General features: G+C 59.9%; 6 protein-coding genes. 1 reads left to right on the top strand and 5 read right to left on the bottom strand.

The window, feature by feature from the left end:
* Window positions 1-53: 53 nt before the first annotated feature.
* The 5 genes from Mal65_RS19920 to Mal65_RS19900 all read right to left on the bottom strand — a co-directional run bounded on the left by Mal65_RS19920 (window position 54) and on the right by Mal65_RS19900 (window position 7,976).
* Window positions 54-725 carry a hypothetical protein gene (locus tag Mal65_RS19920; protein ID WP_145301638.1) on the bottom strand — a complete coding sequence of 224 codons (672 nt, stop codon included), beginning with the start codon at window positions 723-725 and terminating at the stop codon, window positions 54-56.
* A gap of 111 nt (window positions 726-836) precedes the next feature.
* A complete protein-coding gene (locus Mal65_RS19915) occupies window positions 837-2,378 on the bottom strand; it encodes a lipopolysaccharide biosynthesis protein (protein WP_165701405.1) in 1,542 nt (513 codons plus the stop codon).
* Window positions 2,379-2,774: 396 nt separating this feature from the next.
* The gene (locus Mal65_RS19910; RefSeq protein WP_145301632.1) at window positions 2,775-5,246 is read right to left on the bottom strand and encodes a TolC family protein; all 2,472 of its coding nucleotides are present in this window, start codon (window positions 5,244-5,246) and stop codon (window positions 2,775-2,777) included.
* Between the two features lie 333 nt (window positions 5,247-5,579).
* Window positions 5,580-6,083 (bottom strand): hypothetical protein, encoded by a 504-nt coding sequence (locus tag Mal65_RS19905; RefSeq protein ID WP_145301628.1) that lies wholly within the window; start codon window positions 6,081-6,083, stop codon window positions 5,580-5,582.
* A gap of 159 nt (window positions 6,084-6,242) precedes the next feature.
* Window positions 6,243-7,976, bottom strand: a complete 1,734-nt coding sequence (locus tag Mal65_RS19900; protein ID WP_145301625.1) for a serine/threonine protein kinase — start codon at window positions 7,974-7,976, stop codon at window positions 6,243-6,245.
* 171 nt (window positions 7,977-8,147) lie between these two features.
* Between Mal65_RS19900 and Mal65_RS19895 the strand changes: the two genes are divergently transcribed.
* Window positions 8,148-13,760 (top strand): hypothetical protein, encoded by a 5,613-nt coding sequence (locus Mal65_RS19895; RefSeq protein WP_165701404.1) that lies wholly within the window; start codon window positions 8,148-8,150, stop codon window positions 13,758-13,760.
* The last annotated feature ends 94 nt before the right edge of the window (window positions 13,761-13,854 follow it).

Genomic DNA, 13,854 nt, shown 5'->3' with positions numbered 1-13,854 from the left:
GATTCTCTTTCGTCACGAAGTGGCGGTGGGAATGGGGCCGCTGGCAGGCGTTGCTAAAGCGGAAACGGCGATGCGGCCCCGGGGGGCGACAGCATCATATCGCGTTGCCGCACCACGTGCTGCTCCGCTTGGGCCAACCACGGCAGCAAGCTTTCGGGCAACGGGCTTAGTCCCACACGATTCATGACTTGGTTCAGGCGGAACAGCAAACGTTCCTGATCCAGATAATCGAACAGAAACCGCGATCGTGTGAATCGCTGCAAGACTTCCACCAGTCGGTCGGTCGGTCGACCGGTGATCACATTGACGCAGTGCTGGATGTGTTCCAACGGTGCGCCGGCAAGCTCGGCATAGTACCGTTCACCAAAATCCGGCTGCTGTCGCAACCACGACGCGTCCAACAAGACCTCGATCAAGATGTGCCCCACAAAACTGGGGCGAAAACCTTCATCACCGGGCAACTGATCGCGCAGCTGCACGGCGAACTGCAAGTTGGTCGTCACAAAAGCTTCGGTTCCATGGAACCATCGGTCGTCGTCGTGATGTCGGACGATCCCGCGGGCGATCGCACTTAGGACGGGATCGGAGTCATCGACATAAGGCACCGCCATACGGCTGCGGGCGCGGATTTTACGATCCACCACCGACAACCAATCGGGCACTCCCGTGCCGATGGCCATCATGGGATCGTTCAGATACGGCAAAGCGTGGCACAGAAAATTCATGCGGCAAAGCTAACCGATGATCCGCGTCCTGGGCACCAGCGGACCACCCCGGCGATCACCAACCAGACGGACTGTTGGGGAACGTTGCCACACCGCGCTAATGATGGCCAGTCACGCCGACGCCGGGGCAAGAAACGCAAAGCGTTCTCGTGCCAACGCGATGCCTTCGTCTGCCCACTGACGCATTGCGGGACTGGTGATCATCACGATCGTGACCGCAGCGACCGCCACCCAGGGACCCGCCAGCACGGTTGCCGGCATGACAGCGACATAGAACGCGGTGTGGTCGGCGACGAAGCCGCAACGCACCATCGCCAACCAAACGCCGACCATGACGATCCCGTTGGCGGTCAATGTGGCCATGACGGCGCCCTGCAGACCCATCAAGGGCAACAGCCAAGCATTCAACGCGATATTGCTGACCAAACCGATGCTAAGGGCGACGGTCACCCATTTGCCTTTCTCGGCAACCCACAGATAGTTCTGACCGATCATCACCAACGCCGACCAACTGCAAAAGACAAATGCCATTGGCAACAGCGAAAGCCCGTCGTCATAGCGGCCTTCCAATAGGGTGCCGAACAACCAGGGTGACAGAATCAAGGTGCCCGAGGCGATCAACGTAAAGCACGCCGAAACACCCAGCAGCACTTGTTTCAATCGACGCCGCACGGCATCCACGCGGCCGGCTTCCCAGTCGGCGGCCAAGTAAGGCATCAAAATCCCGCCCAGCAGTGTTGCCAAGCTTAGAAATAACATCGGCAGGATACGGCCGCTGTGATATTGACCCACCGCGGACTGGCCGATGGATTCGCCGCCCACACCGGCGCCCGGCATGAAGTGCAGAATCATGTATCGATCGGAAAGTTCAAACACGTTCCCAATCAAGTTCATCGCCCACAGGGCCGCGGCATACGGCACAATGCGTCGCCACATCTTCGACGCATCAAACGATTCGGTGGCGGTCGGCATTCCCGACCAACCGCGACGCAATCGCCACAGGCCTGGCGTGGTGGCAAGCAAGGTCGTCACCGAAAATGTCAACACCAGGCCGGTCAACCCACCACCGGTCGCCAGCCAAGCGACACCGCCGATTCCAAAACCGACGCCCTGCATGAACTGCATCACCGAAACCATGCGAACCTGCCGCAAGGAAGAATTCAAATCGTTGATGAAGTTGAAGAACACGATCGACAACACGCCAACACCGACCGCGTAGATCAAGGTGGCGTCTTGGGGCTGCAGGAAGATCAGCCAGCCGAACCATTGCGGACAGCACCACATGATGCAGAATCCGATCACTGCCAAGCACCCGGTGGTCAAACCGATGCGCCGAAGGAATGACCCCAATTGGCCTCGGCTGCGGAAATGTTCGACGTAGCGCGGTAGCGAACCGGGAATCCCCAGCAACATCACCGGCGTGATCAGCGTGATGAATCCAAACGCCATTGACCACTGGCCGACGACGGCGTCGTCCATCAACCGGCAAAACCAGATGCCGCGAAAGAACCCGATCGCACGCTGGACGATCGTCATTGCCAAGACGATGACCATGCCGAGCGCAAGCGAATCCGCTTTGAAGCCGGTGCCCCGCCCTGACGCTGCGTTTTCGGCCGTAGCTGACGACCCGTTGGCCGCGTCGGCATCGCTCATGAAATCAAATGGTTTGGTGGTGTGCGAATCGGACAGGCACCGCTGGCCTGTCGCTGATCGGTTCCCCGCGACCGAATCCCCTGCCTGAATATCGCTTACGGTCCGTGGCGGGCGGGCCCAAGAGGTGCACAACGAAACACCATGATCAACAAAGGGTTGACGGTTGTGCGGACCGCAACGAATCATCGGATCGCGACAGGTCGTCGTGGCGATGAACGACCCCCCGGAAACGACGATAGGTTCGAACGGTCTAGAAAAGACACGTTCGAACCTGTCGTGCGGAAAAGTGGTCGGCCCCGTTCGCTAGCGCGAGCGACGACCCTTTTCAAACCTCCGCCCCTAACGGATGTGTGATGGGTTCGTCGGCGGTCGATCGACCACCGACGATGCATGGCGTCAGCGTGGCAGCGGGACGCGTCGCACCGGTGCTGGTGCGGTTTGAACCTTCGTCGTCGATCGAGACGTCACGGCGGGTGACGCTTGCGACACGCCCGATTCACCGCCACCGTTCCAGTGATAGGTCATCTGTCGGACTTCGGCGGATGGGCCGTTTTGCGGTGCAGGCAGGCTGCGATCGATCGTCCCCGATCCGATCGGGGCCTCAAACGTTTCCGGCGTCGGTTGGGCACCCGGAACGGTTTCCAAACGATCCACCGGAGCCCCGTAAAGCACGTCGCCGGTCGAATCACCCAGGGCGTCCGACAAGGTCGGGGCCATCGATTCGGGCAATTCTGGAACGAAGGCATCGGCGCCGCCCAAGACGGTGTCGCTGATCACTTCGCCTTCGGACATGGTCATGCCGGGGGCCATCGTGCTGCCGACAGTTCCGCCGTTGGGTCCGGGGATCATCTGGGCCGCGGCGTCGGCCGACTGGACCGGGCCGCGACGGACCACCGCGGGACGGGTGACACCGTATTCCAGGTGGTAACCCGCACTGCGTTCCCGGGCACGTTCCAAGGCGTCACAGTAGGCCTTTTCATGCCACGGGCCTTCGCTGACCGTGATGCCGTTGTTGACCAACAGGGTTCCGACCAGGTAATCGACATAGTTCAGTGATTTGTTGTATTCGCCGACCGCACGGTAGTAAGCGATCTGGGCGTCGGCCCGACGTTGTTGGCTTTGCAGCACGACGTTGGTGTCCCCACGGCCTTCCTTCAAGTTGGCCAAGCGTGCGTCGACTTCGTCTTCCGCATCGGCCCACTGGGCGGCGGAAATCTGGATTTGACGATAGTGGGTGGCCGTCTTGGTGATCGCGTCGGACAGCAAGAACGTCAGCAAGCGTTCCTTTTCTTGCAAGTTGGCTTTCTCGCGGACCAGTCGCCATTCGGCACCGTTGATGCGAGTCAGTTCACGACGGGCACCGAACGCGGGCGGAGTGATTTCCAGTCGGACGCCGCCTTCCTGGTAATTGCCTTCGGTCAATTCACCCAACGCACTGCTGCCGGGCAGCGGGAAGTTCTGTGCACGACGTTCCGGCGGACCCAGTTGGTCACCCACACCGACCCAGCGGTACAGCAGCGACAGGTTCACTTCCGGCAAGATCTGATTCTTGGCCGACATCAATTCCAATTCGCTTTGCTTGATGCGGAACTTGGTTTGGCGAAGTTCAGCGTTCAGATACAGCATTTGTGCGGTGGAAACGAACCAGTCGTGTTCGACGCGGGCGATCGTCGGTTCATCGATCGGGCGAATCAAACGTCCGTCGGTGGCCGATTGGCCGATCAGTTCACGCAAGCGGCGTTCGCGGCCGAACACGCCGAATCGGTCTTGGCCCAAAACATTCGACCCGGTCAGCGTTCCGACCAGTTGGTTTTGGAAGCTGTGGTATTGTCCTTGGGCTTGTTTCAAGTCTTGGATTGTGCCGATGCCTTCTTCCATATTCAGCTTGGCAAAGTCCGCGGTGACCTGAGCGCTGTTTCGGCCGACGGCCACGCTGGCGAATGCACGATAGGCGACGTACAGGTCCCAGTAAGCGACTTCCACGTCGCGAACCAGGTTGCGGACTTGCAATTCAAACTCGGCGATCGAAATGTCTTCGTTCAGGCTGGCCAAGACGACCGGGATGCGATTGACCAGTGTGCCACGGTTTCGCATCAACGGGTGTTGAACTTGGGCTTCGACGATGGCGGTCCAGTCACTGGCGACCGATCGTGCGATGCTGTTGGGTTGGGTGTTGTTTCGCGAATACAGGATTTGTTGACGCAGCGTGGCAACACCACCGGTGGCGAATCGTTTGCTGATCGCCGATTGTTGGGTGGCCGTGTCCGACTGGGCGAACACCGGGTTAAACACGTTGCCGGGCAGCACGTTGTTCGGACGGTCGCCCTTTTGATAGTCGAAGAATGCGGTCGCCTGGGCATCAAATTCGGCCAAGGCGTCTTCCACGCCGCCGACCTGGTTGGCTCGCAACACGCCACGGGGCAGCACGCGATTGCCGTTGCCGTCGACCGTCAACGGGATCGACTGAGTCGTCGACTGGGCGATGGCCACGTCGTAAACGCTGCCGAATTGATCGGAGGTGCCCGCGATGAATTGTTCAGCCGTGTTGGCGCGTTGCTCGGCGATACCGTTGGTGGTGATCATGAACTTGGCGTTATGCAACGCCATGTTGACGCATTCTTCCAGCGTCAGATCCCAGAACTGGTAATCGTGGTTGTTGATCGACAACGGCGGCAGCGCCTCGCGTGTCTCCGCGAGGCTTTCGACTTCCACATCGGGATATTCGATCTGGGTGGCCGTATTCAGATAGTGCTGCAGCTCCGGCGACTCTTTCAAAAAGAAAGGTTGCGTGGGCGCGCAGCCGGTGGCCAACAAGACCGTCAGGCCGATTTGCAAGTATGCAGTCAGTCGAAACAGCGAGCGATTCATGCTCCGGGCTTCCCTGTCGCGGTGCCGCTGTGAAACACACCCGTCAGACGTCGGTCAATCGACCGGCGTGCCGATTCGTCGGCATGGCGTGTTCCCGCAATGCGGGCCGTTAATTGGAAAGCCCCCCACCGAGGTCGTCTTCGCGTACACCGTCCACCAACGATTGGCGAAAAGACCTCGTCCACGGGCAGTTATCGGAAGCCCCGGTGGCAAACTTTGACGGTTCCTGAAAACTTTCTCAAGAATCCGTCACTTCGATGCCGGCACGGTTTCACGCGCGTGTTTCGCACGTCGAACCTCGCCGGCGATCGCGACCGGACTGGCGATGATCGACTATCGCAATGGGATCAGTTCCAAGGCCGAAAAGTCCAAGTCGTCTTCCGCGGGTGCAACGGGCAGCTCGGGCAACATGTCACCGGCGGGTTTTTCGTCGACTTCACGCAGCTGGACATCTTCCAATCGATCCGACGGGCTGGTTTGTTCGGACCGTGCCGGTGCGTTGACGTCCTTGCGGCCGCCAATTTTCAAAGCCTCATACGGCTTTTGGTAGAAGTACTGAGGCACCACGCGACCTCGCTTGCACTCGTAATCACCACGGTGCTCCGCGCGGTGCCAGGCCATCGCTTCCTGGCTGGACGGTGCAATGTGATAGGCGATCTTGCCGCCGATGTACGTTGGTCGGTTGTACTTGCGGCGATAGCCTTCTGGCAGGCAGTTGCCCAGCGGCGGCAGCAAGTCGACCCGCGGGATGACGGGCGTGGTTTCGCGATTTGGATGATGGGCGCTGGCCGGTATCGTCATGACCGCGACAACCGCGGTGAAGATGGCAATTCGCATGTCGAATCCTTTCGGGGCGGGGTCGGCACGGCACGAATCCTTTCCAGCCGTTTGCGACACCCTCCAGTTTCGGCTTCCGGTCGGGTGGTTCGCGATCGTCCTATGCCGAATTCGGGAAACGCCACTGGTAACGACTGTGACGTCTGATCCGGCCATGATTCACGAATCGATTAGGGAAGAGGAATCCTGAGGCTGGTGCCCGCGATAGCGCCGTCCCAGAACCGCCAAGGCGATCCACCACATGCCGCCGAATATCAGGGGTGCCGCCGACGGAATCCATGCGTTCAACGCAGCGACCACCAGGAACGAGATCCCCAACGCCGCGGACACGCCCCAGACGTGGCCGCCCATGGCCATGAAACCGAACCCGCTCATCGCCGCGGCAATGGGAAACAGGCCGCCGGGGTCCACGCCGCCAAAGATCATCAACAGGTTGATCATGCCTAGTGCCGCCAAGTAGCCCAGCCAGATCGACCACAGCGGACGCTCCGCGGCGGTTCGTGGCATCAACGCGCCGCCGCGTGCCCAGTGGATCACCCCCAAAATAGCGCCCAACATCATCAGCCTTGGCAGCCACACGGACCACCAACGCGGCCAACCATACTGCTGGAGTGCGAAAATGATCACGTGTGCCGTCAGCACGATGTGACCGATCAGTTGCAGCGGACCTCCCCAGCGTTGAAACGCTTCACCGTGTTGATCACGTCGCAGTTCGCGAGTCACCACATCGACGATGCCGCTGTGATGGGCCACCAAGGTTTCGCCTTGTAAGAAACGATCCAGGTCGTCGGCCATCGCGGTGGCGGATTCGTAACGATCGTCGGGCGCGAACCGCATTGCGGTCGAACAAACGATTTCCAAGTCCGGCGGAACGTCACGACAGATTTGACGGGGCGCGATTGGTTCGTCTTGCAGCACACTGCGCAAAACCTCCGCAACAGCCGGTCCTTCGTGCGGCGGGCGCCCACAAAGCAACGCATAAAGAATCGCCCCCAAGGCGTACACATCGACGCGACAATCACCGTCGCTGAATCCGGCCGCCTGTTCGGGGCTCATGTAATTGGGGGTGCCCAAGACTTGACCGGTACGCGTGACCACCGTGCCTTCGCGATGCCACTTGGCCAGCCCAAAATCGGTCACCATCGGCCGGTTTCCATCCGCCATCAAAATGTTTTCCGGCTTCAGGTCACGGTGCACGATCCCGTGGTCATGCGCATAGGCCACCGCGCGGGCGATGTCTCGCACCACGGCTGCCAATGTTTCATAGCTCTGCCCGCGGACGCCGCCGTCGTCGATATGTTGCCGCGTCTGCTGGACCCAAGATTGCAGCGTCGGGCCTTCGACCAAGGCCATCGAGAAATACTCATAGCCCTGCCAAGAACCGGTCTCGTGAATCGGCACGATCCCGGGATGTTGCAGATTGGCGGCCGCCTCGGCTTCGTTGCGAAATCGGATCCGCTGTTCCGGCCCCGCCAGCACGCCGCTGCCGATCAGTTTCAGTGCGACGGGACGCTGCAGTCCGGATTGTCGTGCCCGATAGACGACGCCCATCCCGCCACGGGCAATTTCGCTTTCGATGCAATAGGGGCCGACCCGGTGTCCAACCAATTCGCCCGCGTCGGTGACGTTGACGCCCGCTGGTGGTGAACTGTCACAGGTTTCACCCGGATCCCCGGCCATCCATTGATGATTGTCAAAGAAGCTTTGCAGCTCGTCGGCATGTTGCGGATAGCGACGCAAGATCTGTTGCGGATCGGGCGTCTGACCGCTTTCAGCCTGCTGCAAGAAATCGGCCATGATCGATTCCAACGATTTCCCCGGCGCGTCCGACCGCGGCGGCAGCGTCGGTGGCGGATCGGCGTCGTCGTTCGTTCCGGGGCCGGTGGATGTCATCGCCACAGTTTAGGTCATTCGCGGGATCCACTCGATCGGCCGGTCATCGGCTTTCCCCAAGCGGGCGAGGAACATCGAAAAAGTGGCGCGGTGCAGGTTTCACAATGGGCTCTGTTGATCGCAGAGCCCGAAAGAATCGGTCGTGAACAGCCGCCCACCCCCAGCCGTCCTATGAAAGTATTCATCGTCGTCGTTCTTGGCCTGTTCATCATGATGGTTTTGGGCCATGGGGCCTGGGTCATCTGTGCCATGATCTTGCGTGCGATGATCGGCGGGGCGGATGACGACGCGGTGACGCCACTGGGACGAAAGCGACCGCAGGAACCGGTGCAGCGAGACCCGCTGGTCGATTTTCGCGTGGTGGTTCGCCGCCTGGAATGGAAAGGCGTCTTGCAACAGGGCAAAGGGGATCAGTGGATCCGGCTGGCCGAAGAGCACTTTCCCGATCCGTTGCCGTTTCTGGTGCCCGATCGCGATGCATCATCCGAGCAAGAAGAAGCGGTCGACCCCGAATCTGATTCCAGCGATGTTGGAAAATTCGATCCCGAAGCATCGTTCGATCCCCAGCCACACGATGACGTCCGGGAAACATCGGGGACCGGTCAAGACGACGAAGCACCATCGTCGGTACAGCCGAATGAATCAGGGATCTTCGTCGGACAAGTCGTCGACGATGCGGTGACGTCGATGGGCGGCGCTGCCACGTCAGATCGTGGAACGACATTGTCGCAATCGGTCAGCCGGTTCATGGCAACCCGCAACATCCGATGGGGCGAACTGGTCGCCGGCGCGATGATCGTGGTGTGTTCGATCGGGCTGGTGGTCAGCCTTTGGCACACGCTGACGGCGACGCATCGTGTGGTGCCTTCGCTAATCTTCATGGCCGCCAACGCATCGATATTCGCCGCAGGCTTTTACACCTTCAGCCGCTGGCGAGTTCAAGCGACCAGTCGGGCCATCTTGGTGATCGCCAGTCTATTGGTGCCGCTGTCCGTGCTGGCGGGCTTGGCGGCAACCGGCGAATACGGGACTGGCGTTTCCCTGGTCGACCCGGTCACGTTGGCCACCGTGGTTGCCGGTGCTTGTGTGTACGGATGGCTGTTGCTGCGTGCGTGCAAGGTCTTGTTCGGATCCAAGCTGGGGGTTCCGGCAGCGCTTTCGTTGTGGGGCCCCACACTGATGATTCCTCTGGTGCCGACGGTGGCTTCGACCCTGGTGCCACAGGGCTTGGCGGTTTTTGTGGGTCTGGTTTCATCGGCGGTTGCCGCGGCATGGATGTGGGAACCTTGGGTACGTCGCGTTCAGCCAAAATTCAATGATCCACAGCGTGGTTTGCGTCCGCGATTGTTCTCCAGGCGATTGGTTGCCATCGGACTTGGGGTTTTCGGTCTGGCTTGTCTGGTGACGTACTTGGTCGTCGTGTTGTTGAACGGGCAAACGGATGCCGTGACGGCCAAGGAGTTGGTCTGGCTGGCGCTGGCCACGATTCCCGCCTGGCTATCGATGGCATCGGTGATTCACTTCCATGCCCGACGTTCGCGCAGCAACCCGTTGTGCATGGTTGCCGATACATTCATCTGCATCGCATGTTTGGTTGTTGCTGTGATGTTTGTGCCCGCGTTCGGTGACGTGGAGTTGGTTTGGACATGGGCCATCGTGTTAGCCGGCTCCGCGTCGGTCCTGGCCTGGGTCATGAATCTTCGTTCCATGGCCATCGTCGCCCTGGCATCGCTGTGGATTGCGTCGGTGACAACGTCGACCGCTTGGCTGGGCAACCGTGATTTCCAAAGCGTGGCGCGATGGCAATGCTTTATCAGCGGGCCGGCGGTTTGGGTGACCGGACTTTGGGCGATCGGGCTGGCCGTTTGCGATGCGTTCGCAAATCAAAAATGGACCGATTGGATTCGTCCCGTCCGCATCGTGTCACAAATCGCCACCTGCGTGATTGGCGTCGTGATGTTGGTGGGACCTGCTGATTGGCACCTGGGCATTTCTGCATCGTCGATCGCCATGGTTTTGGCGATGACGGCGGTCGTTTCTCCGCTTGAGCGGCGTTCACTGGGACTGGCACTGGTCGCACCGACAACGGCGACCGTGGCGTTGGCCTTGCCGATCGTGACGCGGATGCCTGATTGGTTGGTGACTTTCGATGCGTTCATCCAGACACGCGGGTTGTTCGGTTGGGCGGCCATCTTTTCCGGAGTCGCCGTGTGGCAGACGTTGCGGTCATTGCCGGTCAAGCGTTGGTCTTTGACGTCGTCGAAAATTCGCGTTCATCGGGCTCCAGCCCAGTCGATTCAGATCTATTGGACGGTGGCGTCCGCGTTGCTGTGCCTGGCGACCATTGTTTGGTTGGTAAGGATGTTGGCCGGTTTGGGGCATCCGGTCTCCGGCAACGATGCCATCGTATTGACGTTGTTGGGTGCCGTGATTTGGATCATGCATTTGGCCGCCACCGTCGCTTGGCGGACGTTGGCACGTCGGACATCCGATGGGTGGGAAACACTTTCCGGTGCTCTTGTCGCGGCGATGACGGTTTGGGCGTCCGTCGCCATCGCCCTATCGGTCGACAATGCCCCCGATCGACAATGGATGGTTGCGGGCAGCATGAACCTATTGATCTCCGGTGCAATCGCTTGGGTCTTCAGATCTCGATCCAAGGTGGCTTCCAGCGTCGCAGTGGCCGCATTCGGCGTCCTGGCCCTGACGGCTCCGTTGCTGTGGAAGCAAGGTTGGTGGGAACCTTGGAACGCTGGCTTTACCGTGGATCGATTGACGGTGCTGGTTTTTACGGTGTGGTTGATGGCGACCGTCTTGATCGGCGGAATACGCTCGGTGCTTCGGCGATCTGTTTCTGGTTTGACCACGGCACTATTGGTTCCGCCGATGGCGTTGGGGCTGGTGCTGCCCTGCTTCAGGATTTCTGATGCGGTGACTCTGACGTTGTGGGTGGCTTTGGCGGCAATGGGATGGCTGTTCGTGTTGGTCCTGGGGTGGCCACGCTGTAAGCGAAGCCTGCAAATGATCGGCCCCAGCGGTGCATCCAAAGTTGCCGATGTCTCCATCGCATCGGCTGTCAGCGTGCTGTGGATTTCGGTATGGGGGATGGCGGTATTCGTCGCCGGTGCGACGATGGTCTTGATGATCGGTGGGCGGCCATTTGACGTGTTCGCTTCGGCCGTGGCGGTCATGGTGACCCTGACGGTAGCGGCTTGTTGGTCATTCGGCGACCGATTGATTCGGCGGTTCGGTATCCATCGCCGCTGCGTTCGTGGGATCGCTATGAAATCCGACCCGTTACCGATGCACTGGGGAGAGCTGCCGTGGCCACTGATGTTGACCGGAATCGCAGCGGTTTGCGCTGCGGGGGCCACCAATGCAGGCTGGGTGATGTCGGAAGCGACGGTCGTGATCTGGGCGATGGTCTTGTTGGTCGCAGGTTCCGGGTCGCTTGGGCGTGTCGTCTGGAATCGTGGTCAGGATCCATCAATCCAGGTGATTGACCTGTTGCACGCGATCGTTTTGTCGGTCGGCATTTTCGTGGTGTCCGTCTTCACCGACCCGGGGATCCAAACGCAGGCGATCCAAAACATACGGACCGCCATTGAGTTGTCCGCCTTGATTCTTGGCGGTCTGACCGTGTCCACGATCGGCCGTGATCCATCAATGAACCGCAGTATGGTGGGGGCCGGTCGTGTTTTGGGATGGATGGTGGTGTTCGCCGGATTGCCTTTCCTGGCAATTCAATTGGGCAATACGGTGACGCCTACGGAAACAGTGGCCACGTGGATTGGTTGGTTGTCGACTTGGTTGGTGTTCTGGCGATTGGCGGCGAAAGATCGCCCAGGCGGAGCGTGGCGGTTGGGTGGATTGCCCGATGCGGCACCATGGATCGGTTTGATTGGATCTTTGGGGTTCTACAGCCTCTTGGGGGCTCAGGACCAAGTGCGTTGGCCGGCCAATATTTTCGCCGACGTCTTGGTGCTCGGATCGGTGGCATCGGTGCTGGCCACCGCCGGGCGGCGTGCACGCCGTCGCGCCACTTCCTTGTTGTGGGTCGTTTCGCTGGCCGCGTCGGCGTTCACTGCAGCAGTTCGCATCACTCTGTCACTGGATGTCCCGATGTCCCGTGGGTGGCCGATCGCGCTGTTTGCCGCGGCCGCCACAATCACCGTATGGACGTTTATCGCAGGCAACACCGTTTCGGTGCTGCGTTCGTTGGCGGGAGGTCCTCCCATCGCGCTGCATCGTTTCCTTCGCGCGTTATGCGTGGTCGCGCTGTTGCTGGCTGTCGCCGGTATGGGGACGGCGGTGGTCGGCATTGATGCGTCGGATGATTTCGCCGCGATGTTGGGGATCGGTGTCATCGCGATGGTCGTCATCGGCCAATTTGAATTGGCCGAATGGGCACGGGCGGCTTGGCCGAGTGCGTCGGAACGCCTGCGTGATCTGGGAATGGGCTTGTTGATCGTGGCGTTGGGGATGTTTGCATGGTTGCAGGCGGCCGATCAGCCTTGGCCGGCACTGCAGTTTGTCATGCGCTCGTTCCTGGTCATGGTATTGGCCACCTTCATGATCGGCTGGTGGTTGCCGTGGATTCTGGGGCAGCGAATGGCCGACTACTGGCAAGCCACGCTGCGTCGTGGATCGATTTGGACGCTGGGCATCGCTCTCGCGTCGTTGGTCGGAATGCTGATCATGGAGCTCGTGATCCACGAATCGGGCGTCGGGATTGAAGCTTTGGAGGATGCCCTGATCATCTTGGTCGCCGCCGTTCTGGGACTGTTTAGCGTCGCACTGGCAATCACCAGCGTGGCCAGTGGCATGTCCAGTCGTTGGAGCGCACGTTTGCACCTGAGCGATGGATGGCGTCGGATGTGCATCGATGCGACGCAGTTGTTGGCACTGGCGACATGGGGGCACCTGTATTTGTGCCGCAGTGATTGGGCGATCCTTGGATTGCGTCCTTATTGGCCATGGATGGTGATGGTCCTTGCGTTTGTCAGCGTCGGATTGACCGAATGGGCAAATCGACGTGGTGACCGTGTGTTGGCAAGTGAACTACGACGCACCGCCTTGTTCCTGCCTTTGATTCCACTTGTCGGTTTTTGGCTCAGTTTCAACCGGCCGGGTTTGCAGTGGTTGGGACAAGCGGACAATTGGATGCTGGCGCAAACGGGCGTTCGCTATCAATACGTCCTGGCAATCGCATCGGCGTTTTACATCGCGGTGTCCATCCTTTGGAAACAGCGTTCGTCGCGCGTCGTTGGAATTGTGATCGGGAATCTTGCCTTGTGGGTTTCGCTGATCCAAGTTCCCGGGTGGGGATTCTTGCAGCACCCACAGGCTTGGCTGATCCCGCCGGCGGTTTGCGTGCTGGTGGTTAATCAGCTGTACCGCAAACACAGCGATCCCGCGGCATCGGCCGCCATTCGTTCGACGGCGATCCTGGTGATTTATCTAAGCAGTACCGCCGACATGCTTTTCGTCGGGATTGGTGAAACGCTTGCCGGCCCCATCGTGTTGATTCTGTTGGCGCTGGCCGGAATGCTGTTGGGCGCGGTATTGCGGTGGCGTTCGTTCCTGGTGCTTGGATTCATTTTCGTGTTGGTCGCATTGATCAGCATGGTCTATCACGCGGGGCAAGCGTTGGACGCGGTATGGCCATGGTGGGCGTTCGGGATCACAACGGGGATCGCTCTATTGATCGGGTTGGCCTTGTTGGAAAAGAACCGATCCGCGATGCAAAGCATGACGCAACGATTCAAAGCTTGGGAAACCTGAGCCGTTGATGTCGATTGATACGACAGTCATCGCCGAAGCAACGCTCCGGGCGCAAAAAAGAAGGGAAGACGACCGACCGGTCGTCTTCCCTTGC

The sequence above is a fragment of the Crateriforma conspicua genome, assembly GCF_007752935.1.
In the GTDB taxonomy this organism is placed as follows: Bacteria; Planctomycetota; Planctomycetia; order Pirellulales; family Pirellulaceae; genus Crateriforma; species Crateriforma conspicua.
Note: the sequence above shows the minus strand (reverse complement) of the source record. Positions and strands in the feature narration are given on the sequence as shown.

Bases quoted from the DNA above. Each gene is read 5' to 3' on its own strand.
- Mal65_RS19895 (WP_165701404.1), top strand. From the start codon at position 8,148: ATGAAAGTATTCATCGTCGTCGTTCTTGGCCTGTTCATCATGATGGTT.
- Mal65_RS19905 (WP_145301628.1), bottom strand. From the start codon at position 6,083: ATGCGAATTGCCATCTTCACCGCGGTTGTCGCGGTCATGACGATACCG.
- Mal65_RS19915 (WP_165701405.1), bottom strand. From the start codon at position 2,378: ATGAGCGATGCCGACGCGGCCAACGGGTCGTCAGCTACGGCCGAAAAC.
- Mal65_RS19920 (WP_145301638.1), bottom strand. From the start codon at position 725: ATGAATTTTCTGTGCCACGCTTTGCCGTATCTGAACGATCCCATGATG.
- Mal65_RS19910 (WP_145301632.1), bottom strand. From the start codon at position 5,246: ATGAATCGCTCGCTGTTTCGACTGACTGCATACTTGCAAATCGGCCTG.
- Mal65_RS19900 (WP_145301625.1), bottom strand. From the start codon at position 7,976: ATGACATCCACCGGCCCCGGAACGAACGACGACGCCGATCCGCCACCG.